Source organism: Pseudomonas sp. SJZ077, from assembly GCF_007993905.1.
GTDB lineage: Bacteria > Pseudomonadota > Gammaproteobacteria > Pseudomonadales > Pseudomonadaceae > Aquipseudomonas > Aquipseudomonas mandelii.
This window is the reverse complement of the sequence record NZ_VIUJ01000008.1, coordinates 203,857-228,395: the sequence shown is the minus strand read 5'-3', so window position 1 is coordinate 228,395 and position 24,539 is coordinate 203,857. Positions and strand designations below refer to the sequence as shown.

General features: G+C 60.4%; 21 protein-coding genes and 1 pseudogene. 8 read left to right on the top strand and 14 right to left on the bottom strand.

Annotation, left to right across the window (positions count from 1 at the left end):
* Positions 1-16: 16 nt before the first annotated feature.
* Genes FBY01_RS14915 through FBY01_RS14855 form a run of 13 tightly spaced genes read right to left on the bottom strand, consistent with a single transcriptional unit; the run spans position 17 to position 15,247 of the window.
* Positions 17-1,936, bottom strand: a complete 1,920-nt coding sequence (locus FBY01_RS14915; protein ID WP_145308193.1) for a hypothetical protein — start codon at positions 1,934-1,936, stop codon at positions 17-19.
* Positions 1,933-3,237, bottom strand: coding sequence for a lipopolysaccharide biosynthesis protein (locus FBY01_RS14910; protein WP_145308195.1), 1,305 nt, complete (start codon positions 3,235-3,237; stop codon positions 1,933-1,935). Before FBY01_RS14910 ends, FBY01_RS14915 begins: the two co-directional genes overlap by 4 nt.
* Positions 3,234-4,235, bottom strand: a complete 1,002-nt coding sequence (locus FBY01_RS14905; protein ID WP_083376384.1) for a polysaccharide deacetylase family protein — start codon at positions 4,233-4,235, stop codon at positions 3,234-3,236. Before FBY01_RS14905 ends, FBY01_RS14910 begins: the two co-directional genes overlap by 4 nt.
* 12 nt (positions 4,236-4,247) lie before the next feature.
* Entirely contained in the window at positions 4,248-5,384 is a 1,137-nt protein-coding gene (locus tag FBY01_RS14900; RefSeq protein WP_145308197.1) for a glycosyltransferase, read from the bottom strand.
* Positions 5,377-6,345: a glycosyltransferase family 2 protein gene (locus FBY01_RS14895; protein ID WP_010455631.1), complete on the bottom strand. Its 969-nt coding sequence runs from the start codon at positions 6,343-6,345 to the stop codon at positions 5,377-5,379. Before FBY01_RS14895 ends, FBY01_RS14900 begins: the two co-directional genes overlap by 8 nt.
* Positions 6,342-7,709 (bottom strand): O-antigen ligase, encoded by a 1,368-nt coding sequence (locus tag FBY01_RS14890; protein WP_145308199.1) that lies wholly within the window; start codon positions 7,707-7,709, stop codon positions 6,342-6,344. Before FBY01_RS14890 ends, FBY01_RS14895 begins: the two co-directional genes overlap by 4 nt.
* On the bottom strand, positions 7,706-8,794 hold the full coding sequence (locus FBY01_RS14885) for a glycosyltransferase family 4 protein (protein WP_083376386.1): 1,089 nt from the start codon (positions 8,792-8,794) through the stop codon (positions 7,706-7,708). The genes FBY01_RS14890 and FBY01_RS14885 overlap by 4 nt, the downstream gene beginning before the upstream one ends.
* On the bottom strand, positions 8,791-10,383 hold the full coding sequence (locus tag FBY01_RS14880) for a Wzz/FepE/Etk N-terminal domain-containing protein (protein WP_145308201.1): 1,593 nt from the start codon (positions 10,381-10,383) through the stop codon (positions 8,791-8,793). Before FBY01_RS14880 ends, FBY01_RS14885 begins: the two co-directional genes overlap by 4 nt.
* 17 nt (positions 10,384-10,400) lie before the next feature.
* Positions 10,401-11,426, bottom strand: coding sequence for a polysaccharide biosynthesis/export family protein (locus FBY01_RS14875; RefSeq protein ID WP_010455623.1), 1,026 nt, complete (start codon positions 11,424-11,426; stop codon positions 10,401-10,403).
* Between the two features lie 22 nt (positions 11,427-11,448).
* Positions 11,449-12,096 (bottom strand): CpsD/CapB family tyrosine-protein kinase, encoded by a 648-nt coding sequence (locus FBY01_RS14870; protein WP_010455621.1) that lies wholly within the window; start codon positions 12,094-12,096, stop codon positions 11,449-11,451.
* The gene (locus tag FBY01_RS14865; RefSeq protein WP_077749055.1) at positions 12,097-12,843 is read right to left on the bottom strand and encodes a sugar transferase; all 747 of its coding nucleotides are present in this window, start codon (positions 12,841-12,843) and stop codon (positions 12,097-12,099) included. It abuts the gene before it with no gap.
* The gene (locus FBY01_RS14860) at positions 12,840-13,898 is read right to left on the bottom strand and encodes an NAD-dependent epimerase (protein WP_138739056.1); all 1,059 of its coding nucleotides are present in this window, start codon (positions 13,896-13,898) and stop codon (positions 12,840-12,842) included. Before FBY01_RS14860 ends, FBY01_RS14865 begins: the two co-directional genes overlap by 4 nt.
* Entirely contained in the window at positions 13,895-15,247 is a 1,353-nt protein-coding gene (locus tag FBY01_RS14855) for a UDP-glucose/GDP-mannose dehydrogenase family protein (RefSeq protein ID WP_102594871.1), read from the bottom strand. Before FBY01_RS14855 ends, FBY01_RS14860 begins: the two co-directional genes overlap by 4 nt.
* A gap of 388 nt (positions 15,248-15,635) precedes the next feature.
* Between FBY01_RS14855 and FBY01_RS14850 the strand changes: the two genes are divergently transcribed.
* The 8 genes and pseudogenes from FBY01_RS14850 to FBY01_RS32130 all read left to right on the top strand — a co-directional run.
* Entirely contained in the window at positions 15,636-17,333 is a 1,698-nt protein-coding gene (locus FBY01_RS14850; RefSeq protein ID WP_145308203.1) for a sulfatase-like hydrolase/transferase, read from the top strand.
* Positions 17,334-17,513: 180 nt separating this feature from the next.
* The gene (locus FBY01_RS14845) at positions 17,514-18,182 is read left to right on the top strand and encodes an ABC transporter ATP-binding protein (protein ID WP_077749058.1); all 669 of its coding nucleotides are present in this window, start codon (positions 17,514-17,516) and stop codon (positions 18,180-18,182) included.
* A 1-nt stretch (position 18,183) separates the two neighbouring features.
* Entirely contained in the window at positions 18,184-20,655 is a 2,472-nt protein-coding gene (locus FBY01_RS14840; protein WP_145308206.1) for an ABC transporter permease, read from the top strand.
* The gene (locus FBY01_RS14835; RefSeq protein WP_102594867.1) at positions 20,645-21,700 is read left to right on the top strand and encodes a lipocalin-like domain-containing protein; all 1,056 of its coding nucleotides are present in this window, start codon (positions 20,645-20,647) and stop codon (positions 21,698-21,700) included. The genes FBY01_RS14840 and FBY01_RS14835 overlap by 11 nt, the downstream gene beginning before the upstream one ends.
* Positions 21,701-21,762: 62 nt before the next feature.
* Positions 21,763-22,005, top strand: coding sequence for a hypothetical protein (locus FBY01_RS14830; RefSeq protein ID WP_145308208.1), 243 nt, complete (start codon positions 21,763-21,765; stop codon positions 22,003-22,005).
* Between the two features lie 11 nt (positions 22,006-22,016).
* Complete coding sequence (locus FBY01_RS31565) at positions 22,017-22,190, top strand: hypothetical protein (protein WP_178113254.1); 174 nt, start codon at positions 22,017-22,019, stop codon at positions 22,188-22,190.
* Between the two features lie 86 nt (positions 22,191-22,276).
* The gene (locus tag FBY01_RS14825; RefSeq protein WP_145308210.1) at positions 22,277-22,855 is read left to right on the top strand and encodes a hypothetical protein; all 579 of its coding nucleotides are present in this window, start codon (positions 22,277-22,279) and stop codon (positions 22,853-22,855) included.
* 304 nt (positions 22,856-23,159) lie between these two features.
* A pseudogene (locus FBY01_RS32130) lies at positions 23,160-23,803 on the top strand (VanW family protein); the annotation flags it as partial.
* A 91-nt stretch (positions 23,804-23,894) separates the two neighbouring features.
* Here the strand turns inward: FBY01_RS32130 and FBY01_RS14815 are convergent.
* Entirely contained in the window at positions 23,895-24,497 is a 603-nt protein-coding gene (locus FBY01_RS14815; protein ID WP_145308212.1) for a hypothetical protein, read from the bottom strand.
* Positions 24,498-24,539 lie beyond the last annotated feature (42 nt).

Sequence of the window (24,539 nt, the reverse complement as noted above, 5' to 3'; positions counted from 1 at the left end):
TTCAATACTTGGCAATTCATGAGGCGCTCCAGCTGAGATTGAACAGGGTCCGTCCTGGCAGCTCGAAGCTGACGCGACCGTCCTGGCAACTGAAGGGTGCGTCGCGGGCGCGGTTGTCGGTACCGAAGTAGCTTAATGAACCGTTGGCCAGCGGACACTGGACTCCAGTCAGGGCCACACGCTGCAAGCGCGTGGCTTTATTGACGCCCAGAAGGCTGCGCTTCTTGTCCTCGGCCATGGCCAGCACGTCGACCTCGAAGGCGTCGTTATCGAGGAGCATCACGTCGTGCAGCCAATGCTGGCGGATGAACTGCTGAGCCAGGCCCACGGGCTTGAGCTCGAAGCGATCCTCGCCGAGGACACGCAACATGCCTTTGGGGTAGTTCGGTTCGTCGGCAGCCTGGAACCAGCTCAGCATCTCCAGCAAGCCATCCTGAGACGAGTTGATGACGACCGACGTCCACCACAACGATGCGAAGTGGGTTTCCTGATCGTAAGGACTGAGGCTGGAACCGCTGGACATGTTGGTCTGGTCCAGCAGCAAGGCTTTGCGCGGCCGGCCCTGGGCGTCGAGGCCGACCAGGTCGGCGGCGCGGCGCACGCTGTCACGGTAGACCCGTGTTGCCAGCAGGTCGCGAATCATCCATTCGTGCCAGGCCAGGGCATCGATGTTGTCGCCGGATTCGGCCAGCAAGCGTTTGGCCCAATCGATGCCGCGCTTGTCGGCGGCGTTGTCGGCAAACGGGCCGTTGACCAGTCGCGAACTGGCGGGCATGGCGATGCGCACGCCGGCCTTGGCATTGGCCGGATTGCTGCGCACTTGCCGGGCCATGCTGTTGAAGATGCTTTGGTAGTTGGCGTAGTCCGGGTAATTGAGGTTCGGCTCGTCGGCAAAACCGATGTAGTGCGTGCCTTTGCCACCCAGGGCCCGGGTCGACGCGAGCCAGGCGTCGAGCCCGGCGTTGCTCAGGGTGTCGGCGCGCAAGTCAGCCTGGCGCTGGCTCCCGGCCAACAGCGTGATGTCCTGGGTGATGCCGAAGCGGTCCTGATACAGCCGACGGAAATCATCTTCGTAGTGCGGATTCTTCGCCGTGATGTCGACGAAACTGTAATAGGTACCCGCCTGTGGCTTGAGTGCATCGAGCACTGCAAAACTCGATTCCGGCACCTTTACGTAGGGCAGGGCGATGCCCAGGTTCGGGGTCGGCCCCAGCATTTTATTGTGCAATGTCAGCCGGACCTGGCCATCGTCCTCGCGCAGGGGCTTGAGTTGCTGCGGATTCTGGGCGAAGAGGTTGGCGGTGCCATCTAGCCAGAACGCCACCTTGCCGCTGCCTTGCAGGCGCAGGCGCCAGACCTGTGCTTCTGTTGCGACGGGCAACTCGACCTTGTCGAACTGCCAATAACCCCGATACGGTTTCAGCGCCAGCGCCACTTGTTTGCCGTCGCCCACGCGCTGCGCTTGCAAGGCGCTGACACCGCCGTGGAACTTACCGGCCAGCACTGCGCGCTCACCCGGCGCTACCTTGAAGTACAGCTCATCGCCGTTGTGGGTTTCGGCGCTGAAATGCACCTTGGCCGGGGCGAACAACGCCACCGTGTGTTCGTCGTGTTCAACCCGGTAGCGACGGAAGCTGTAGCCCGGAATTTCCAGTTGATAGCTGGAGGCACTTGGGGTCAACGGCCAGCTCTGACTGCCGCGCGATTCGCTGGCGGCGATCAGGCGCTCGCCCTGGAGTTTGCCCTGGCCGTCGAGCAGGTACAGGCGTTCTTCGTTGGCATCCGCCTGCCACGCCGGCGCCCAGCGAATGGTCAGCGTGTCGGGACGATCCGGTTGCAGGTAAAGGCTGCCGTCGCGAATATCGGCCCAACGCATGGGCGCCGCCTGGGCGCTCAGCGCGAGGCCAAGGCTAAACAGCAGGACCAGGCGTTTCATGCCGACTTCCGTTGCAGCATGTGCAGCATCGGCGCCACATCGCTGGGCAGGATGATCAGGGTTTGCCAGACCGGCACACCGCTCAACCGGCAGTACATCACCAGCAGCGCGAGAGTCACCGCGAGGTAGGCGATGGACGAGGCCGCCGCCGCGCCGACAATCCCGTAGGCCGGAATCAGCACCAGGTTCAGCGCCAGGTTCAGCAAGGCGCCCAGCCCCATCAACAGCGAAATCGTGCCGGGACGGTTTTTGCCCAGCAAGTCCAGGCGCAGGATGCTCGCGTAGCACAGGCCCAACAGGCCCGGCAGCAGCGCCAGCAAGGCCGGATACGCCGGCTGATAGGCCGCGCCGAACAGCGTCACGATGAGCCATTCGCCGATCACCGCCATGGTCACGCAGGCGCCGAGCATCACCGTGGCGGTCAGGCGCAGGGCCAGAGGCGTCACTTTGTCGATGCCTTCTTCCTGTTGCAGCAGGCGTTTCATCAACGGCGTGGTCACGGCTTCCGGGACAATCAGCAGCAACTCGGCGGCGGCGCTGGCCATGGCGTAATGACCGAGCGCGGTGCTGCCGAGCAGGGCGCCGATGAACAGGTAATCGGAGCGCAGGATCACTTGCTGGAACAGCAGGTCGGGATGGCTGCGAGCGCTGTAGCGCAGCAGCTCGTTCTGGCTGGCGCGGTCCCATTGCAATTTCAGGGGCTGAGCGCGTTTGAGCCAGAACCAGCCTGCCAGTACCACCAGGCTGATGCCTGCCAGCCAACTGATCAGCGCTGCTTCCAGCGCGGCGTCTTTCCACATCCAGAACAAGGCGAGAAACAACAGCAGCGGCGCCAGGGATTCCACCAGGCGCAACGCGTTGAAGGCCACCACGCCGCCAGAGGCGTTGTGCAAGGTCAGCAGTCCGCTCTTGAGTACGGTCAGCGGCACCGCCAGCAACAACAGCCAGGCGAGCAGGCCCAGTTGCGTGGTGATGTCGAGTTCACTGCCGAACTCACGCACCAGGGCGACCACCAGCAAAGTCAAAAGACCCGCCAGCAAGCAACCGAACACCAGCACCTGACTCAGCAGCAACCCCATGGGGCGTTGCTTGGCCGCCTGAAAACCCACCGCCGAATTCAGCCCGCCGCTGGTGGCGGCGCTGATCAGGTCGGGCAAGGTGCTGAGCAGGGCAAACAAACCCCGTTCGCTCGGCCCGAGGATCCTTGCGAGCAACACGTTGCGCATCAGCCGCAAACCGATCATCGCCAGTTTGGTGCCCATGCTCAGGGCCAGATGCTTGAGGTAATGGCTGCGGCTCATGTGCGGGCCCCACGGAACAGGCGCCAGGACAGCAGCTGCGGATTGCGCGCCACCCGTTGGCTGACGCCGAAACGGGGCAGGTTCAAGGGGTCATCGGTGCCCCGATAGATCCCGGTGCCGGTGCCCAGGGCGAACGGGTAATCGTGATCGGCAACGTGTTCGCGTACCCGCGCATCGTTGTCGCCGTTGGGGTAGCAGTAGACCGGCAGCGGACGGTTGCAGCCATTGTGCAAGGCGTCGCGGCTGCGGCTGAGTTCTTCATGCAAACGCTGATCATCGAGGCCGGTGAGAATCGCATGGCTGGCGCCGTGGGGACCGAACCGCACCAGCCCCGAGCCTTCCAGCATGCGCACCTGCTGCCAGTCCAGCGCCTGGGGCAATGACTCGTCCGGGCACTCATCGGTCAGGCGATTCAAGTCAGCAGGGCTGAGGGTTTTCAGGCTGTGCAGAAAATGCAGCAAGGCCAGGCTGCGACGCTCCACATCCAGTTCATCGAAGGCCACCGGCAACGGCCGACCGACTTGTCGCAGGCAATCGATCAATTGCATCCGCGCCCGTTCACCGTGGCTGCCCCAGAGGGTTTCGCCGATGCTCTCCCACCAGAACCGCTGGCGGCTGCCGATGAAATCGGTGGAGAGAAAAATGCTCGCCGGCACCTGGTATTTTTGCAACAGCGGGAAGGCATTCAGCGCATTGTCGCGCCAGCCGTCGTCGAAGGTCAGGGTGATTTTCGGGCGATCCGATCTCACCGTGCCGGGTTGCAAGATGTCCATCAACGACACGCAATCGAAGTGTTTTTTCAGCCACACCAGCAAGTGTTCGAAGGCTTTCGGCCCGACACAGAGCTCATTGCGATGGGGCAGTTCGGCGGCGTGGTCGCTGGCCAGCACCCGGTGCAGCATCAGGATCACACCGGCGCCTTGCAGTTGATTGCGGCCCACTGGCGAGTTGAGATAAAGCCAGCCACTGGTACGTTTTAATAGTTGTTTGATCGCCATGGCTCAGTCCTTTCAACGGTTTTGCTCAGGGTTCCACTGGGCGTACCGCTGCCCCCGCAGGAACTGCCACAGACCGATACTCATCCCGGCCAGGGTCACTAGCAGGAACGCGGCGAGGCGGAAAGGTTTGGGCAGACGGTGTTGCGAATCCAGCAGACCGGCGATGGCCACGGCGTAACCGAGCAGTTGCGCGACCAGGCTCAGGCGATAGAAACCGTGTTCTTCCCACAGCCAGAAATTGCTCAGCAACAGCGGCAGCAACAGAATCGGCGCCAGACGGCGGATCAACTTGTGGCTGATCAAGGCAATCGAATACAGGCCATGTTTCAGCGGATTGAGCAGCTCGCTACGTTGGGCCAGGCTTTGCAAGCCCCCGACGGTAACCCGCTGACGGCGGCGGAATTGTTTGTCTGCTTCATCGACGCCTTGGTCAATTACTTGCGCTTCGGGCACATAGACAATGCGCTTGAACGCCACCGGCGCGCAGGTGCTGATGAAGAAGTCATCGTTGACCTCGGCCGGCACCTCCTGGAACAACTCGCGGCGCAGGGCAAGCAGGGCGCCGTCGGCGGAGACCATGCAGCCGGTGCGGTTTTCCACCCTGCGCAGCCAGCCTTCGTAATGCCGATAGAGACTGTCGCCGATACTCAGGCCACCGCCGGTGACCGGGATCACCATGTGCCCGGCGCAAGCGCCAACCTGGGGATCGCACAGCGGCGCCAGCAGGTGACCGAGGGTGTCGCGGGACCATTGGTTGTCGGCATCGGTGAACACCAGAATATCCCCGGTGCTCAATGCCACGCCGGCATTCAGGGTCGCGGCCTTGCCTTGGCGAGGCAGGTCGAGGATGGTGATGCGCGGGTCGATGACCTTGCGCGCACAGGCCACGGTGTCATCGGTCGAACCGTCGCTGGCCAGAATGATCTGCAGCGAGGCCGGCTCATAATCCTGAGCGAGCAACGTGCGCAACTTGTGTTCGATGTGCCGCGCTTCGTTGTGCGCGGCAATCACGATGCTGATGTTCATCGGTTCCGCGATTGCGTTACGCCGCGCCGCAAACAATGGCGCCAGCAGTGTCAACAGCAAGGGGTAACCGAGATAGGCGTAAACCGGCAGCAACAGGCACAACCAGAAAATGAATTCAGCCACGGGCAGGCCTCCTGGCTTTCCAATGACAAAAACTGAGAACAAACGCGGCACCGGCCAGATGCAGACGCAACCAATGCAGGCCCCAGAGTTGCAGGGTCAACAGCAGATCACGGTGTTTTAAGGTCTGGCGCATGCTCAAGGCCAGCGCCGGTAGGCTGGTCAGGAACAACATGAGCGCCGCATGGTGGGGGAAGCCATCGAGCAGGGCGGAGATTGCCAGGAAATCCAACATCCAGGCGGCGAGCGACATCAGCGGGAAGCGCAGCAGACGCATGCTCATCCCGTGACTGCGCAGTAACTGCAGATGACTGCCCTGACGCCAGAATTCCTTGCCCATCCATTCACGCCAACTGCACTCATACCCCCAATGCAGGGCGACGGTCTGGTTGACTGACAGCAGGCGCGCGCCCGCGTGGGAAAGGCGCATGGTGAAATCCTTGTCCTCGCCGGTGCGCAGGGTTTCATCGAAGCCGCCGACCTTGTCGAACCAGGGGCGGCGCATCAACAGGTTGGAACTGGGCAGCCAGCGCACCGTCTGCACCGTCTCGTTGTTCGGACGCAAGGTGCGACGTTGCCAGGCATTGGCATACCAAGGGGCTTCGGCCGGGGTGTGCAGGTCCAGTCCGAGGACGTCGACCTGAACCGCGGGCTCGATTTTCAACAACAGCGTGAGCCAGTCCTCGGGCATCTCGACGTCGGCATCGATGAAAGCCAGCCAATCGCCGGTGGCGATGGCCGCACCGCGATTGCGCAAGGCGCCGATGAGCACGCCCGGCAGCACCAGCACCTGAGCGCCGAATTGCCGGGCTATCTGCGGGCCCTGATCGTCGGAACCGTTATCGACCACGATCAGCTCGCATTCCAGACCGGCGGCGATGGCAGCGCGTTGCGCAGCCAGCAAGGTCCGAGCGATGTGGCGAGATTCGTTGTACATCGGAATAACAATACTGATGCGGCTCATGCCTTGGCCTCCGCGAGTGGGCTTTCTTCGGCTTTCAAACGCAGCACGCTGGTCAGGGCGAGCATGATCCACACGTACTTCTGATTGGGTGCGCTGAGGAACATCAAAAACAGTGTCAGCGACAGGAAACTCATGCTCAGGTGCGTCAGCAAATCCGCCTGTTCGCGGTTGCGTCGCTGCATCCATGCACGACGGGCGCGGACCAGGTTGTACAAACCGAGGCCGAGCATGCCGACGAACAACAGGCCGGCGGGAATCCCCAGCTCACTGAAGATTTCCAGGTAGGTGTTGTGGGCGCGGCGGTACAGGTCGCCGATCTTGCGGTTGGCCGAAAACGCCTTGGCATAACCGGTGGTGGCGTAGTGCAGCGGGAACGTCCCGGGGCCGGTGCCCAGCAACGGGTTCTCGCGGATCATCTCGCTGCCGACCACAATGTACGAGGCGCGGCGGCCGAGGGATTGGTCCTGGCTCTTGGCGCCGGCGCTCAAGATGCTCAAGGACTGAATGCGCTCGATGTAACCCTTGGGCATCGCATAAATGGCCAGCGGAATCACGATCACCAGGCCCAGCATGGCAAACCCCAAATGCCGTGGACGGATGCGTTTGAGCTCGAGGCGGTAGTGCCAGACGCCGATCAGCAGGCTGAGGAACAGCACCACCAGCCCCGAACGGGATTCAGTCTTGGTCATGCCGCCCAGCAGCAAAATGCAGCAAGCGACCCAGAAAATTCGATGCAGAAAGTGCGGGCTGCGCACCACCAGCAGCAAGGCAAGCGGCACGGCGAAGGCGATCAGCATGGCAAAGGCGTTCGGGTCTTCCAGCAGGCCGGCGGCGCGCCCCTGGTCCTGGTATTTGCTGGAGAACATCGCCAACACGCAGGTCGCCGTGACACTGAGGGTGACCATCTTGGCGAACAGGTCCATGTTCAGCTCGCGGCCGATCAGCAGGGTGATCACAAACAGCACCAGGCCGACACTCAGCTCCCGCAGATGCGCCATCGACATGCCCATGTTATCGGTGTTGATCACGCTCAGCAGGTACAGGACCATGAACCAGATCAGGTAGCGCCAGATGTTGCTGCGCAGGCGTTCGGAGGGTATCTGGTGGATGGCCAGTTGCAGCATCAGGATCACGGCCAGTGACGCGCCGAGGAACTTGGTGCCCGACAGCGAACTGTCCTTGAAGAAACCTTCGAACGGCACCAGCGCCGCGATCCCGAGCAAACCCCAGGTGGGTTTTCGGTAAAGCAGCGCGACACCGACCAGGCCCAGCACCGCTCCCGGCGCCAGATACGGATAAGGGCTGGCCAGCAAAGCGAGGCAGACCAGGCCAAACAAACTGACGATCGAGAGCGGAAAGATCACGCGCGTGCCTCCCGTGCAGTACGGAGATAAAGTTGCGACCAGCGTTCGGCCAGGGCCTTGAGGTCGTAACGGTCCAATTGCGTACGTTTTGCGTTGTCGATCAGGTCGCGGGCCATGGCCGGTTCAGTCAGCAACGAGCCGATCTGGCGGGCGAGGGCGGCGCTGTCGGCGGGTGTCGCCAGCAGGCCGTTGTGCCGGTCTTGCAGCACATCGGGGATCCCGCCGACGCCGAATGCCACCACCGGCACACCGGCTTGCATCGCTTCGAGCAGAATCATCGGCGTGCCTTCGGTGCGCGAGCTGATCACCAGCGCATCGAGTTGTCGCCACCACACACTCATGTCGGTCTGGTAACCCGGCAGGGTGATGCGGTCCTGTAAACCCGCTTCGTTGATACGCGCCAGCAGCGTCTCCCGTTCCGGGCCGTCGCCGAGCATCACGGCGTCCAGTTGCGGGTGTTGCCGGCAGAGTGGAATCAGCGCATCGAGAAAAAAGTCCGGGCCCTTTTCACTGCTCAGCCGCCCGACGTAACCGGCCAGCCAGCGCTGGCGTTTCGCGTGACGCGGCAACAGTCCGTCAGTCGCCGGCAGACCATTGGGAATCACCTGCAGCTTTTCCGCCCGGACGCTGGCCTGACGGCACAGCACGGCGATGCTTTCGGCAACGCAGACCACGCGATTTACCGACGCGGTGCGGCACAGTTGCAGGCTCAGCCAGGTGTAGAACTTCTGCTTGCGGCTGCGCGGTGTGAAACCGTGCTGGGTAATCACCAGCGGCAGGCGCAACAACGTTGCGCCCACCCAGCCAAACAACAGGCCCTTGAAGTTGTGCGTATTGATCAACGGCCGTTCCGCCCGGCGCTGGCGCAAATGCGCCAGTAATTCCCCCAACCCCGCGCAACCCCGGCAGTCGACCCCCGCCTGACGAAACCGCGCGATCAAGTCTGGCGGCGCATCGAGAAACAGCACCTGGTGCTGCCCCGGCGTCGCCAGGCAATGGTCCAGCAGCATCCGCTCAGCCCCGTAGAAGCCGCCGCTGCTGAGCAAATGAATGATCGGCAGGGAAGGGATGAGCGGCGCGTTCAATTGCGCACCCAATGCACGAGGCCAGGTACGGACCAGTTGCTGTGCGGATTGGTGGGTTCCACGTTCTGATCGTTGATCACCAACAGCACCGGCAAGCCCAGTTCGTGGGTGATTTGCGCTGGGTGTTTGAAACGGTGATCGAAGAACTCACGCACGTAGACCAGGGCAATCGCCAGCAAGAGACCGGTGAACAAGCCGAACGGAATGATCAGCATCGGTTTCGGGAACGCCGCTTCGGTGGGCTCATACGGCGGGCTGAGCACCCGTGCGTTGGACAGGTCGTTGTCCAGCGAACGTGCGCTGCTGCTTTCGGCGAAGCGTTGGGCATAGGTCGAGAACGCCGCGTGCAACGCGTTGATCTCGGTGTCCATCTGCCGCAGCTTGCTCTGGGTTTCCTGCAACTGGTGGATGCGCTCCTTGAACTCGGCAATGCGCTTTGTTTTCTGGTCGATCACCGAGCTGACAATCGCCAGATCAGTGTTGCGTTCCTGAATCCGGTTGCTGACCACTTTCAGAAACTGCTGACGGGTGCGGGCGATTTGCTCGCGGGTCAGCAACATCGGTTCGCTGCTTGGCTGGAAGATTGCCAGGTCGTTCATGTAGCGGCTGACCTGTGTGGTCAGGGCCTCACCCATCTGTTTGATCTCACGATCCTCGAACGCCACATTGTCCACGGTGGTGGTGAAGGTGTAGGGGAAGGTGTAGTCGTTGAGTTTCGAGTTGCTCGCTGCGGCCAGGCTGGTTTTCAGGTAGTCGAGCCAGCGTTGGCTTTGCAGCAGGCGATCGCGGTACAGGTTGAGCGCCTGCTCCTCGGTGTTGATGGCATTGAGGCGGAAGGTGATTTCTTCCTTCGGATCGGACGAGCCGACCGCTTCAAGCAAGCCCAGCCGAGTGCCTTCCAGGCCATCGAGACGCACCTGGTATTGCTTCTTCTTGGTTTCGTAGAAAGACTGCGGCAAATCGATCGATTGCAGTGCCTGACGGCTCGTCAGGTAGTTCTGCAGCAAGGCTGCGACAAAATGGGTGCCTTGGGTTGGATTGTCGAAGCTGTAGATGATGGAGATCACGTTGGAGCCTGGCAGGGTCTCGATTTTCAGACTGTCGATCGCCTGTTGGGTCAGGGCATCCAGCGCCGTGTCGCGTACCGGGTCGGTTTCCAGGCCCAGGGTGGCTTTCATCGGGTTGATCACGTATTCACGCAGCGGCGTGGTCACGTACTGTTTGAATGGCTGGGCCACCAGTTTGTTGAAAACGCCAGGGGTAGGCGTGTACTCACCCTTGTCGCGCAACTCGCTGATGGTCTGCCGAATCAAGGCCGGCGAGCGCAGGATATTGCTCTCGGTTTCCATGTCCGCCAGGGACGGTGGAATGAACGAGGCGTTCTCCTGGTTGAGGGAGGTTGTGGCGTCTCCCTGTGAGAGTTTTTTGGACTGCACGATCACCTGGGCAGTGATATCGAAGCTCTGTTTGAGCATCAGCGGCAGGACCAGCGCGATCACTGCAAAGACCAGGAAGACTCGTTTCACCAACTGCTTGTTGGCGAAAAAGATCCTGAAGAACTCGTGCAGGTAGTTTTCCTTTGGATTCATGGTCGGTCACCTGAGAGTTAGTTGCTGTCACTGTCTTTGTTGTCGACGCGGTAGCCGAAGCTGAAGCCCACGCCCTGGAACAACACCACGTCTGCCAGTTGCCGCGCGAGCTCACCGGCGCTCGCCAGTTTGGTCTTCGGCACATAGAGCATGTCGTCCGGTTGCAGGTACGCAATCTGCGACGCATCGCCGGCCAAAGCCTTTTCGACGTCGTAGCGCACGGCCTGCACCTGGTTGCCATTGCGGCGCATGATCATCACCGAATCGAGCCGCGCCTTGGTGTTGCTGCCACGGGCCAGGGTCAGCGCTTCAAGCACCGAGACTGGCCGGCGAATCGGGTAGGACCCCGGTTGGCCAACTTCGCCCAGCACATAGATTTCGTTACCCGCCGTGGACTTCAGCAGCACGTCGACGGTCATCCGCCCCGGCAGCTTCGCGTAGCGTTGGTTGAGGAAGGTTTCCAGTTGATTGACGGTCATGCCTTGCAGCGGCACGGCGCCGATTTCCGGGAAGCTGGCGTAACCGTCGGTGCCCACGGTGATCTCCCGGCTCATGCCGGTAGCGGGGTGGTTCAGGGCACTTTTGAGGTTCGACTCGTTGCTCAGCGGGCTGATGACCTGCACGGACAACTGGTTGCGGTTCGGCTGGAACAGCTGTTTGCGCTGGTAGGCGCGCTGGATTTCCTCACGTGCCTGTTCGGACGTCAGCCCAGCGATCTTCACCGAGGTGTTGGCGCCCGGCAGTTCAATGGTGCCATCGGGCAGCACCAGTTGATTGCCGTTGAGCTGGCTGGCAGCGGTGAAGTTCAGGCCGATCTGGTCGCCGGACTGGATGCGGTAGGCGTCCGAGCCGCTGGTGCTGATGTGAAAGATCACGTCCAGCACATCCTGTGGCCGCAAGGTCTGTTCGACCTTGGGCATGTCAGTGGCCTGGGCGTTGGCCGGTGAGGCCGTGAGGATATTCACCGGCATGTTCTGGGTTTCGGAAGTGCTGGAGCAACCTGCAAGCGGCAGCAACAGCAGGACAAGCATTTTGGCGTTCATGTCGTCATCCTTTTCTGATTGCTCACAGGTTTTTGTAGAGCCATTTCGGCATGTAGTACTTGCGCCGGTTGAAGACGCTGCCGACCAGTTTCGCGCCGGCCTGGGTCAAGCGCTGAACCGCCGCCTGGGCTACTTCCCACCGCGTGTCTTCGGAGCGCACGACCATGATCACGCCGTCCACCTGGGTACTGATGATCATGGTGTCGGCGGCGGAGTACACCGCGTCGCCGTCGATCACCACAAAGCGATACTGACTGCCGAGCTGATCGAGCAACGGGCCCAGGCGTTCAGGGGTCAGGTGCTCGGTGCCACGCACATACCGGCCGTTGGGCAGGATGTGGAAGGGCAGGCTGGAGACGTTCACCACGCAGTCCTGCAGCAGGGGCGGGCTCTGGGTGTTGAACAGCAGGTCGCGAAAACCGCGCTCCTTGGTCAGCCCCATCTGTTGCGTGAGGTTGGTCGATGACTGACTGGCATCGACCAGCAACACTTCACCGCTGCTCATTTTCGCCAGCTGACTGGCCAGCGCCAGGGCACTGGTGGTGGTGCCGGCGCCGGGGTTGGCGGCGGTCAGAAATAGGATCCGCAGATCTTGATCGAGCACGGTCGAGGTCAGGTTGGACTCGCTCGGGTTGGCAATGCTTAGGCTTTTGGCTGATGAACCGTCCATTTAACTCGCTCCGTGGCCGCTGAATACTTTGAAGGGGGTTTTCAACAGGATCTTCAGATCAAGCAACAGGCTCTGCTCGGCGATATAGCTGAGGTCCAACTCAACGCGCTGGTCGAAGTCGATGTTGCTGCGCCCGGAGATCTGCCACAGGCCGGTCATGCCGGGGTAGATGCTCAGGCGTGCAAGGTGATTGTCCTTGTAGCGGTAGGCGTTGAACGAGGTCGGCCGCGGGCCCACCAGGCGCATGTCGCCCATCACCACATTGATCAGGTTCGGCAGCTCATCCAGGCTGCTGCGCCGCAGGAAACCACCGATGCCGGTGATGCGCGGGTCCTTGTCGATCTTGAAATCGATCGCGTCGGCTCCGTGCTTGTTCAGGTGACGCAGGGACTCTTTAAGCTCCTCGGCGTTGGCCACCATGGTGCGGAACTTGTACATGCCGAATTTGCGACCGCGGTAGCCCGTGCGTTTCTGCACGAACATCACCGGTCCTGGGCTGCTGAATTTGATCGCCAGTGCCAGGCCCAACAAGATGGGCGAGATCAGCAGCAGAATCACCAACGCACCGAGGCAGGCGACCACGCGATTGGTGCGCGACAGCGTCCAGGGGCGACCGCCGTCACGGCCGGTCATCCAGCCACGACCCTGCATATGGATCGCGGTGTCGAGGCGCATTCGGTGCTCCGGGTCCAGGCGCTTGTCTCGGCGCATCTGTTGCATCGGCACCGTTTTTTCATGTCCAGTCATAGAATCCTCCGCTGAAGTTCAGCCGCTAGCGGCGCGTGGGCGATAGGCAGTGGGTAGTAATCGCGGAACCAGGCGATGAAGCGCCCGAGTCCTTCATCCAGCTCGATACAAGGCTGAAATCCGGTTGCCCGAGCCAGGTCGCTGGCATCGGCGCAGGTGTTGAGCACGTCGCCCGGCTGCAGTGGCAGCAACTCGACGAGGGCTTTTTGTCCAAGGTGTTTTTCCAGCAGCGCCAGGTAATCCTTGAGTTCCACCGGGTGCTGGCCGCCGATGTTGAAGATCCGCCACGGCGCCATGCTGCTGGCCGGGTCCGGTTGTTCACGGTCCCATTCGGCGTTGGCTTGCGGTGGACGGTCGATCAGGCGTGCGATGCTCTCGATGATGTCGTCGATGTAGGTGAAATCGCGCTGGTGTTCGCCGTAGTTGAACAACTTCAGTGGCTGCCCTTCGGCAATCGCCCGGGCGAACTGGATCGGCGACATGTCCGGCCGACCCCAGGGCCCGTACACGGTGAAAAAACGCAGGCCGGTGCAGGGAATGCCGAACAGGTGGCTGTAGCTGTGGGCCATCAGCTCGTTGGCTTTCTTGGTCGCGGCGTACAGCGACAGCGGATGGTTGACGCCGTCCTTCACCGAGTAAGGCGTGTGCTGGTTCGCGCCATACACCGAACTGGACGAGGCGTAGACCAGGTGCTTGACCGGGTGGTTGCGGCAGCTTTCGAGAATGTTGAGGAACCCGCTCAAATTGCTGTCGAGGTAAGCCCGTGGGTTCTCCAGGGAGTAACGCACCCCGGCCTGGGCCGCGAGATGAATCACCACCTCGGGCTTTTCACGGACAAACAGGGCCTCAATGGCAGGACCGTCGGCCAGGTCAACCGTCGCGAGCTGGAAAGCGCCAACCTGCTCCTGCACCCAATTCACGCGGTCGTGTTTGAGTTGCGGGTCGTAGTAATCATTGAAATTGTCGAGGCCGACCACCTGGTGCCCGTCACGGATCAACCGCAACACGCAATGGGCACCAATGAAACCGGCCGCTCCGGTGACGAGAATCTTCATGGCCGCGGCGCCTCGGGAACGATGTGCCGCAGGCCGATGCCGCTGTAGTGCAAACCGGCGGCCGCTACCTGTTCCGGGTTGTAGAGGTTGCGACCGTCGACGATCACCCGCGAACGCAGTTTGCTTGCCAGCAATTCAAAGTCGACCACGCGGAAGTTTTTCCACTCGGTGCAGATCACCAAGGCGTCGGCGTCCTCCAGCGTGTCGTCGCGGGTGGCGCACAGGTGCAGGTCATTGCGGTAGCCGTAGATGCGTCGGCATTCGGACATGGCTTCCGGGTCATAGGCCTGCACGCTCGCGCCTTCAGCCCATAACGCATCCATCAGGTAACGGCTGGGGGCTTCGCGCATGTCATCGGTGTTGGGCTTGAACGCCAGGCCCCAGATCGCAATGGATTTGCCGGCCAGCCCATCGGGGAATTGTGCTTTCAGTTTGCTGAAAAGAATGTGGCGCTGGCTGTCGTTGACGTCGGTGACGCTACGCAGCAAGCGCAGCGGCATGCCGTTGTGTTCGGCGGTATGCAGCAGGGCGCGCAGATCCTTGGGGAAGCACGAGCCACCGAAACCGCAACCTGGGTAGATGAAGTGGTAACCGATGCGTGGGTCCGAACCGATGCCTTTGCGAACCGCTTCGATATCGGCCCCCAGCAGCTCGGTGAGGTTCGCCAGTTCGTTCATGAAGCTGATGCGCGTGGCGAGCATCGCGTTGGCTGCGTATTTGGTCAGCTCGGCACTGCGGTTGTCCATGAACATGAGCTTTTCATGGTTGCGGCAGAACGGCGCATAGAGCTCGCTGAGCTGGCCGCGGGCTTCCTCGTCGTCGGTGCCGACGATGATCCGGTCGGGGCGCATGCAATCGGCGAGGGCGCTGCCTTCCTTGAGAAACTCGGGGTTGGAGACCACCCGTACATTGAGGGTGCTCTTGCCGCGACGAAGCAGTTCTTCTTGGGCGGTGGCGGCCACCTGGTCCGCGGTGCCGACCGGCACGGTGGACTTGATGATCAGGGTGCGATCGGCCTCCATGTAACTGGCGATCTGGCGGGCCACATTCAGTACGTGACTGAGGTCGGCCGACCCGTCTTCATCGGCGGGCGTGCCCACGGCGATGAAAATCAGCTCGGCGTGTTCGACCGCATCGCTGGCCTGGGTCGTGAACAGCAAACGGCCGGCCTTGATGTTCTCTTCCAGCGTGCCGGATAACCCCGGTTCGCTGATCGGCGGCACGGCCTGTTGCAGTTGCTTGATCTTGTTTGGATCGATGTCGACACATAAGACACGATGTCCGACATCGGCCAGTGCCGCTGCTTGTATCAGGCCGACGTAGCCCGTACCAAATACGCTCACGTCCATATTGGCGTGCCTCGTAAGACGGTTGAAAGAACTGAAATAAGACTGTCAAAAGGGGTATAGCCCAGCGTTGGGAAAACGTGTCAGCAAAATGACATGTTGCGCAGCTATAACAGCCCCATTTTTGGGGCGTTTTGCCATCAAGTGCTTGCCACTGCTGGATTTGCCGCGGTTTTGACGGGTTTTTCACAATTCGAAGAAAACGATAAACGGTCGTAGGGCTTGAAACACAAGGGTTGTAGCCGGTCAGGTGTGTCAGATTTGAGTCAACGTTTTTTTGACGCTTTGTGTAAAAACCCGACATTTCTTGCGCTTTGATGGCCCGGTGCTAGTGTCAAAAAATGGCTGACAATCTATTGGCCAACGGACGGCCGCGAGCATCGGAAATACTATGATTCGATATCTCAAAGAACTGCTCTTAGTTCTCTACTTATTCAAAAATTACGACTATTACCTGGAGCGCCTGAGCGCGTTGGGAATGGGTTTGCCGGTGCTGCTGTTTGGCGGGATGTTTATCGCGCTGACCGTGGCGCTTTTTATGACCGCGTACATTCGCCAGACGCTGATCCGTCATCTATTAGCTCTGATGATGTTTGTGTCTGCCGTGTTTTTCGATGTCTATACCCGCGTCACGGCCGACTACCTGACCTACAGCAGCTTCGTGTCGCTGGTGTATTCCGGCGGGTTCATTCAGGAGGCGGCGTACCAGTACCGCGACGCGATCATCAGCGGGGTGGTCGGCGGCTTGCTGCTGTTGTTCGGTATCGGGCTCAAACCGCGTCGGCGAATGCCGCTGCCCGGTGCGTTGCTGGTGGCGGCGCCGGTGCTCGGAGTGCTGCTGCTCAGTGCGGTGTTGTTCGTGCGAGCCGGCGAAGGCGCCCGTGGCCTGCCGATCATGTACACGCCGCTGGCCTACTTGAACCTGTTCACCTATGAAGCCCTGCACAACACCGTCGGCCCACGCGAGCCTGTGAGCCTGGCGCGCAACGACGCGCCGCCGGGGCACGACATCGTTCTGATCATCGACGAAAGCATTTCCGGCAACTACCTGGACATCAACGCCCCGTTCGGTGTGCACAGCAACCTCAAGGAACCGCGCCCGGGCGTCGCGATCTTCAATTACGGTTACGCCGCGTCCATTGCCAATTGCAGCGCCGACACCAACATCACCCTGCGGTACGGCGGCACCCGCGCCGACTACATGCGCATCAACAGCACGATGCCGTCGATCTGGCAGTACGCGAAGAAGGCCGGCCTGCGCACCGTCTACATCGATGCCCAGCGCACCGGGGGCAACTTGCAGAACCTGATGAACGACGCCGAGAAAAAGGACATCGACGAGTTTGTGCAATTCGACCAGGCCAGCGTGCGTGATCGCGACATGGCGGCCGCGGCGAAACTGATCAACCTGCTCAACGACGGCAAGCCCGAGCTGGTGGTGATCAACAAGGTGGGCGCGCATTTTCCGGTGCATGACAAGTACCCGGATGCGTTCATGGCCTATCGCCCGACCTTGCCTCGGGGCCAGTTTGTCGAGGTTGCGGACACCGCCAAGCGCGATGGTTTCAACGGACAGCCGGATGATTGGGTGCTCTACCGCAACGCCTACAAGAACACCTTGCTGTGGAACGTCGGGGAGTTTTTCTCACGGGTGTTTGCCCAGGCAGACATGAGCAATGCGCTGCTGATCTACACCTCGGACCATGGGCAGGACCTGCATGAACGGGGCAATCCCGGGTTGAATTTGCACTGCGGCGGTGATCCGGTGGCGGAGGAGGGCTTGGTGCCGCTGGTGGTGATTCAAGGGGATCAGTTGCGCACGCTGGATTGGCAGAAAGCGCTGGCCGCGAACAAGGATCGGTCGAGTCACTACAACATCTTCCCGACATTGTTGCAGTTGATGGGCTATGACCTGGCGGGGATCGAGGCAGTTTATGGCAAGCCGTTGAGTGTGCCGACGGCGGACGATTTTACATTCAACTATCGGTTCAATGCGCGGCTGGGGGCGAAGCCTGAGTGGAAGTATATTGATCTGAACAGCATTGTGACGCCTTCGCAGGCGCCTACAAGTGTTGCGGTGGGGCAGTGAGGTTTTTGGTTGACTGATCCGGCCTCATCGCGAGCAGGCTCGCTCCTGCAGGGGGGGGTGTCGTTCAAAAGTCCCCTGTGGGAGTGAGCCTGCTCGCGATGGCGTCAGCCAGATCAGAGAGAAGTTTTCGGATGTACTCTCGGCTATCCTAGGCGCTCTGACTTCAGCGAGCCTCCCTTCATGCTTCAGGTCCAAGGCGTCTTTAAAAGCTACGCCACTCCGCAAGGTCCTTTGCCGGTGCTGCAAGGTGTCGACCTGACATTGAAACCCGGCAGCAGCCTGGCGCTGATGGGTGAGTCGGGCAGTGGCAAGAGCACCTTGCTGCACTTGATCGCCGGCCTCGACAAGGTCGATCGCGGCAGCATTCAAAGCGGCGAGCATCGGCTGGACCAGATGAACGAAGGGCAACTGGCGAACTGGCGACGGACTGAAATCGGCTTGGTGTTCCAGCAGTTCAACCTGATCGGCAGCCTGCGGGTCGAGGATAATCTGGCTTTTCAGGCACGCCTGGCCGGGCGGCATGATCCGCGCTGGCAGGCGCACCTGGTGCAGCGGCTGGGCTTGAGTGATTTGCTGCGGCGTTACCCGGAGCAGCTCTCCGGGGGGCAACAGCAGCGAGTCGCTTTGGGCCGCGCCCTGGCGTCGAAGCCCAAATTGTTGCTGGCCGACGAGCCCACCGGCAGCCTCGATGAAGCCACCAGCGATGAAGTGTTGAAGTTGCTGCTGGAATTGCTCGACGACAGTCCGACCACCTTGTTGATGGTCACGCATAGTCATCGCGTTGCCGCACGGCTGGCGGAGAAGGTGGTGCTGCATCGCGGCCGTCTGGCTGGCGCGGGCGAACACTGAGGTGCGCGTCTTTCGCGAAACGCTGCGGGCGTTGCTCAGCCATTGGTGGCAGCACCCGGTGCAATTTTTCAGTGTGCTGACCGGGCTCTGGCTCGCCACCAGCCTGCTGACCGGTGTAGAGGCGCTGAACAGCCAGGCGCGTGAAAGTTATGCGCGAGGCAGTCAGTTGATCGGCGGTGAACCGCAGGCCAGCCTCAGTGCGCCCAGTGGCGCGACCTTTTCCCAGCATGTGTTTGTGGACCTGCGTCGCGCGGGCTGGCCGGTCTCGCCCGTGCTGCAAGGGCGGGTGACGCTCAAGGGCCATGAGGAACAACGTCTGCAGCTGATGGGCATCGAACCGGTGTCGCTGCCGGTTGGCTCGGCGGTGGCGGGGCGGTCGTTGGCGATCGAGCAGATTGTCGAATTTTTCACCCCGCCGGGCCGCACCTGGATCTCACCGCAGACCTTGCAGACGTTAGGTCTGCACGAAGGTGAACAGCCAGTGAACTCTAATGGCGAGATTCTGCCACCGCTGCACGTCCAAACCGATATGGCCCCCGGCATGTTGCTGGTGGACATCGGCTTCGCCCAGCAGGTTCTCGGCCTGCCGGAGCAACTGTCGCGCCTGTTGTTACCCAAGGATTTCAGCGCCGCACTGCCCGATCAATACAAAGGCCAGTTGCAGCTCAAAACCAGCGGTGAAGAAAACAATCTCTCGCGGCTGACGGAAAGCTTTCACTTGAATCTCGATGCCTTGGGTTTTCTGTCCTTCGTGGTCGGCCTGTTCATCGTTCACGCCGCGATCGGGCTGGCGTTGGAGCAACGTCGAGGCTTGCTCAGAACCCTGCGCGCCTGTGGGGTCAGCGCCCGAATGTTGATCACCTGTCTGGTGGTTGAACTCGGAGCACTGGCGATGATCGGCGGTATTGCCGGCGTCGCCAGCGGCTACCTGCTGGCCAGCGTATTGTTGCCGGACGTGGCCGCCAGCCTGCGCGGTTTGTACGGCGCCGAAGTGGCGGGGCAGTTGAGCCTCAGTCCGTGGTGGTGGTTCAGCGGGGTGGGCTTGAGCCTGCTGGGTGCGCTGCTGGCCGGGGCCAACAGTCTGCTGCGGGCGGCGCGCCTGCCGTTGCTGGCCCTGGCCGATCCGCAAGCCTGGCATCAGGCTCACGCGCGCTGGTTACGGCGTCAGGGTTGGGTCGCGGCACTGGCCGCTGTCATCGCGCTTATCGCCTTGTTCCGGGGGGACAGCCTGGCCAGTGGTTTTGTGCTGATGGCAACTCTGCTGATCGGTGCCGCACTGGCCTTGCCGGTGGTGCTGAATCTGGTCTTGAACCTGGCACTGAGCCGCAGTCATTCGGTGCTCGGCCAATGGTTTCTCGCCGACTGCCGTCAGCAACTGCCGGCGCTGAGCCTGGCGCTGATGGCGCTGCTGTTGGCGCTGGCGGCGAACATCGGTGCCGGCAGCATGACCGCCGGTTTTCGCCAGACCTTCAACGACTGGCTCGAACAACGCCTGACCGCCGAGCTTTACGTCAATCCGCAAAACCCGGCCCAGTCCCGAGAGCTGCACAGCTGGCTCAAACAGCAACCTTCATTGAGTGCCGTGCTGCCCAACTGGCAGGTATCGATCCAGCTGCAAGGCTGGCCGGCGGATATCTTCGGCGTGATCGATCACCCGACCTATCGCCAGCATTGGCCGCTGCTGGAAGCCTTGGGCGACAATCCCTGGGACCGTTTGGCCAAGGACGATGCGCTGATGCTCAGCGAACAACTGGCCCGCCGGTTGAAGGTGCGGCTCGGCGATCATTTGACCATCCCCACACCGGGCGGCCCGTGGTCACCTCGGATCGTCGGGATTTACGCCGACTACGGCAATCCCAAGGGGCACCTTCTGGTGAACGCCAACCATTTGCTGCGCGGGTGGCCGCAGCTCACGCCCAATCGTTTCAACCTGCGCATCGAGCCCGCGTTGATTGCACCATTCCTCAAAACGCTGCAAAGCCGTTTTACCCTGGACGACAGCCGTATCGTCGATCAGGCGCGCCTCAAGGGCTGGTCCACGCAGGTGTTCGAACGCACCTTCGCCGCCACCGCCGCGCTCAACAGCCTGACCCTGGCCGTCGCCGGTGTGGCGTTGTTCATCAGCCTGCTGACGCAGAGCCAGAGCCGCCTCGGCCAACTCGCGCCGCTGTGGGCGCTGGGCGTGACGCGCCGGCAATTGATGCTGCTCAACCTCGGACAAACCTGGCTGCTGGCGGTGCTGACGCTGGTGCTGGCATTGCCGTTGGGGATCGCGTTGGCGTGGTGCCTGGACACGGTGATCAACGTGCAAGCGTTTGGCTGGCGATTGCCGTTGCGGGTGTTTCCGTTGCAGCTGCTGCAATTGATGGGGCTGGCGTTGCTCGCAACGTTACTGGCGTCGGCGTGGCCGCTGTATTCGCTGTACCGCACGCAACCGGCGGACCTGCTGAGGACGTTTGCGCATGAGGATTAAGGTCGGCGTGTTGCTATTGGTTTTGTTGAGCGGCTGCGACAACCCCGCGCCTGACGAGAAGGGCTTCGCAGGTCTGGGTGGTGACGCCTCCGTATTCACACCGGTAGTGCCCGGGCGAGAATTCAGCTTCCCGGCAGATCACGGTCCTCACGATGGCTTTCGCATCGAATGGTGGTACGTCACCGCCAACCTCAAGGACGACCAGGGTCGCGAGTTCGGCGTGCAATGGACGTTGTTTCGCAGCGCGTTGAAAGCTGTCCCGGAGCAGTCGGGTTGGGGCAATCAGACCATTTGGCTGGGGCACGCAGCCGTGACGTCGGCAACGGCCCATCACGCGGCCGAACGTTACGCCCGTGGTGGCGTTGGACAGGCGGGGGTGAGTCTCGCACCGTTCAATGCCTGGATCGACGATTGGCGCTTCAGCAGCCAGGGGGCCGACGCCTTGGCGGACCTGCAACTCAGCGCGCGGGACAAGGGCTTCAGCTACCAACTGCGGCTAACGTCCACCCGCCCGCTGGTGCTTCAGGGGGACAAGGGTTTCAGTCAGAAATCCGAACAAGGGCAGGCGTCGTATTACTACAGCCAACCGTTTTTCCAGGCCAGCGGCGCGCTGGAAATCGACGGCAAGACGTATCAGGTCAGCGGTCCGGCCTGGCTCGATCGCGAGTGGAGCAGTCAGCCACTGACTGCGAACCAGACAGGATGGGACTGGTTTTCGCTGCACCTGGACAGCGGCGAACAGGTCATGCTTTATCGCATGCGGCAAAAGGACGGCGCGCCTTACCTCACAGGCACGTGGATCGATGCTCAAGGCCAGGCTCAGTCATTGCACGCCTCGGACATCAGCCTCACACCGCAAGACACCGCCAAAGTCGCCGGGCGTGAAATGCCGGTGCGCTGGGCGATCAAAATCCCGGCCAAACACCTCGACATCTCCATCACCGCCCTCAATCCCAACGCCTGGATGGATTTGCGCATTCCTTACTGGGAAGGCCCCGTGCAATTCAACGGCGGCACGGGTTATCTGGAAATGACCGGGTATTGAGTCGGAACTCTCGGTTCGGCGACGGCCTCCTAAGTTAACAAGCCCATTCAATGGAGCCCGTCATGAGCGAAGACCTCAAACCACCTGACCTCGATGCCTGGCAGCGCCTGTTCGAAGACAAGGCCTACTGGCAGCAATCCCCCGACGCCCACTACAGCGAACTGCTGCGGGTGGCCGACGACTTGCTGGGGCAGGGCGCCATTGACCTGGAACAGTGGCAGACCTTGAAGGCCAAGGCCGAGCAATCCCACAAAGACTCGCCCGCGGTGAACGTTGCACAAGAAGTCGATGATCCCGAAGCCTGAGGAGAACCACCATGAAACCCCAATCCCCCGACACCGCCGAACACCCTGACGATCCGCGACCACCCGGCGAAGTCGAACGCGACAACGATGCCCTGCGCCCCACCGATCCGACCCGGCGCAAGGAAAGCGGCAAGGGCACGCAAAGCGGTGAATCCACCGCGCAAGAAACTGCAAAAAAACCCTGAACTGCGTCTATGCTGAGTTGCACAGTCGGCGCTGACCCTCGGGCCAGAGCCGTCTGCTGCCACCCAATCACAGGGAAAGTATGCTTATGAAACTCCACGCACTGACGAAAGCCATCACCCTCGCTACCTTGCTGTCTGCCACCAGCCTTGGCGCCATGGCTGCGGATATTCCGCTGTCTGCCGTTGTGGAAGCGGATCAAGTCACCACCAAAGTCGTCTCGGTCGACGCGGCTAATCACCGGGTTGTCCTGGAAGGGCCGGAAGGCCGTCAGGTCCATGTACAGCTGACCGATAAGGCGAAAAACCTCGGTAATCTGAAAGTCGGCGATCAAGTCGACATCAAGGTCACCAGTTCCGTCGCCGCCCACCTCGACACCGATGTCGACAAAGGCTTGCCAGGCACCATCGAGCGCACCGGCGAAGCCCGTGCCGCCCCCGGCAGCGACAACCCGGGCGGCGAAGCCTACCGTCAGGTGCAGGTTCAGCTGAAAATCACCAAAATCGACTTGAAGAAAAACCAGCTGACCTTTGAAAATCCTGCTGGCCAGTCCAAGACCATCGACGTTGTCCGGCCCGAAGTTCAAGCAAAATTGAAAGACCTGAAAGTTGGACAGAGTGTCGTCGTGACCTACACCGATATCCTCACAGTGACCAGCAAACACTGAAGTTGAGTATTAGCTCTATATATTGATTGTTCTCGTACAGTTTTTTTGTATAAGAACAATCAGTTTTAATGGTCGAACTGGTGAGTTTTTGTTGTCGTACAATTAATATTTAAGATGACATTTAATTAATGTTGTATCGATAAATTTCATGATTATGTATGCGGACAACTTCGCCAACTTCCATTAAAATACTTCCCGTTCGCCCAGTGGCAAGGCTCTTTACCAGTGCATGGATTGCCGAGGCCATTACACTGGGCGAACACCTCCCAGGTGCGATACGCACCTGCAGCAATACGTCAACGCCGAATCCCGCTTGCCGTTTCGCTACCTCAAACACACCTCCAAGCTGACCCGTAAACTCGGCAACTCCGATATTTTGCGCTGCAACACAACAAAGTCATCAACCTCAAACAGGCCGTGTCATCAATTACGGCATAGTCATCGCGTCGGGTGAATACTTTTCCCTCTGCCGCCCGGTCGGCCGACTGACCCGCAAACGCGGCGTCGAAGGTATGGACCTGTCATTTGGTAGCAATTCAGTCGCCGCCTTTAGTGGTGGAGCGGTCAAACCACAGCTTCGATCGGTTTCCTGATGAAGGTCGGGTACTGCCATTCGGTTCAGGGGCGGCGATTTTTTATAACTACGTTGATCTGGTATTGCATAACCCGACGGATCGGCATTTTCAGTTGAAGTTGAACGTGGGCGAGCAGCAGTTGGAAGGGGAATTGTTGTGTGATCGGGTGCGGGGGGGGGGGTGGTATCACATTTATCAGGTTGGGCATCGGTTTTTGCGCGAGGGTGGGCGGGTGTTTCGGGGGAATGAGATTTGGCGGGAGGTGCGGAGTAAAGGGCAGGGGAGTGAGGTGTTGGGGAATGAGCGGCTTTATAGGAATTGGGTGGTTGTTAAGTGTGAGGTTGGGGAGAGTTTGTTGGTGGTGAATGGATGAAAAACGGGTGATCATAAGATCTCACGTTTTTTGTTGTTTAAATTTGTGCCTGTAGAAGCGGATACAGGCGTGCTTGAACACTAAATTTTTCTTAATATTTACGAGCTTCAAGCGAGCCAATTTTGGCGGTCAGTGCCAGGATAAATGCTTCTTCCGACGCGAACCGGGAAGTTTCCAGTAACTCTAAGAACCACTCTGCATTTAGCGCAGAGAAAAGTTTCAACCATTCAGCATTATTGGCCTTGTGAGCTGGGACAGCAGATCCACCCAATCCATGTCCCTTGCCTTCAAAAAAAAGAAAATAGTCATCGGCGTAACAATACCCGATCAACTTTGGCCACTCAGAACTATGGGGGAGCTCCGGTACAAGATCCTTTTCGGCAATTACGTAATAATTTCGGACCTTGGACTCCTGAGGTAGGCGGGAGCCGGAAAGCCAGATAAGGCATTGGGTCGCCCTGTCAATGTCGTCCATCCAGGCAGATTCTTTTTTATCCAGCTCAATAAATGCCCCACCTGATTCCTTAAGATAGAACATCATCCAACCCTCACGTCCTTCGTTGACGATCAAGTAGCTTTGTCCATAACCTTCGACAGTGAGTGACCAGCAGCCGAAAAATACTCGCTGGCCCGAGAATTCGCTAATGGTGAAGCCGGCACGCTGAATTGCATTTTTCAGTTCGGAATAAGGCATCGGTAGGCTCCCGTCATGAAATAAATCCGTCTATTTAACCGC

What these genes read in the sequence shown, in the direction of transcription:
- FBY01_RS14850 (WP_145308203.1), top strand. Translation starts at nt 15,636, where the DNA reads ATGATTCGATATCTCAAAGAACTGCTCTTAGTTCTCTACTTATTCAAA.
- FBY01_RS14825 (WP_145308210.1), top strand. Translation starts at nt 22,277, where the DNA reads ATGAAACTCCACGCACTGACGAAAGCCATCACCCTCGCTACCTTGCTG.
- FBY01_RS14895 (WP_010455631.1), bottom strand. Translation starts at nt 6,345, where the DNA reads ATGAGCCGCATCAGTATTGTTATTCCGATGTACAACGAATCTCGCCAC.
- FBY01_RS14845 (WP_077749058.1), top strand. Translation starts at nt 17,514, where the DNA reads ATGCTTCAGGTCCAAGGCGTCTTTAAAAGCTACGCCACTCCGCAAGGT.
- FBY01_RS14880 (WP_145308201.1), bottom strand. Translation starts at nt 10,383, where the DNA reads ATGAATCCAAAGGAAAACTACCTGCACGAGTTCTTCAGGATCTTTTTC.
- FBY01_RS14835 (WP_102594867.1), top strand. Translation starts at nt 20,645, where the DNA reads ATGAGGATTAAGGTCGGCGTGTTGCTATTGGTTTTGTTGAGCGGCTGC.
- FBY01_RS14875 (WP_010455623.1), bottom strand. Translation starts at nt 11,426, where the DNA reads ATGAACGCCAAAATGCTTGTCCTGCTGTTGCTGCCGCTTGCAGGTTGC.
- FBY01_RS14855 (WP_102594871.1), bottom strand. Translation starts at nt 15,247, where the DNA reads ATGGACGTGAGCGTATTTGGTACGGGCTACGTCGGCCTGATACAAGCA.
- FBY01_RS31565 (WP_178113254.1), top strand. Translation starts at nt 22,017, where the DNA reads ATGAAACCCCAATCCCCCGACACCGCCGAACACCCTGACGATCCGCGA.
- FBY01_RS14865 (WP_077749055.1), bottom strand. Translation starts at nt 12,843, where the DNA reads ATGACTGGACATGAAAAAACGGTGCCGATGCAACAGATGCGCCGAGAC.
- FBY01_RS14830 (WP_145308208.1), top strand. Translation starts at nt 21,763, where the DNA reads ATGAGCGAAGACCTCAAACCACCTGACCTCGATGCCTGGCAGCGCCTG.
- FBY01_RS14910 (WP_145308195.1), bottom strand. Translation starts at nt 3,237, where the DNA reads ATGAGCCGCAGCCATTACCTCAAGCATCTGGCCCTGAGCATGGGCACC.
- FBY01_RS14815 (WP_145308212.1), bottom strand. Translation starts at nt 24,497, where the DNA reads ATGCCTTATTCCGAACTGAAAAATGCAATTCAGCGTGCCGGCTTCACC.
- FBY01_RS14905 (WP_083376384.1), bottom strand. Translation starts at nt 4,235, where the DNA reads ATGGCGATCAAACAACTATTAAAACGTACCAGTGGCTGGCTTTATCTC.
- FBY01_RS14915 (WP_145308193.1), bottom strand. Translation starts at nt 1,936, where the DNA reads ATGAAACGCCTGGTCCTGCTGTTTAGCCTTGGCCTCGCGCTGAGCGCC.
- FBY01_RS14860 (WP_138739056.1), bottom strand. Translation starts at nt 13,898, where the DNA reads ATGAAGATTCTCGTCACCGGAGCGGCCGGTTTCATTGGTGCCCATTGC.
- FBY01_RS14870 (WP_010455621.1), bottom strand. Translation starts at nt 12,096, where the DNA reads ATGGACGGTTCATCAGCCAAAAGCCTAAGCATTGCCAACCCGAGCGAG.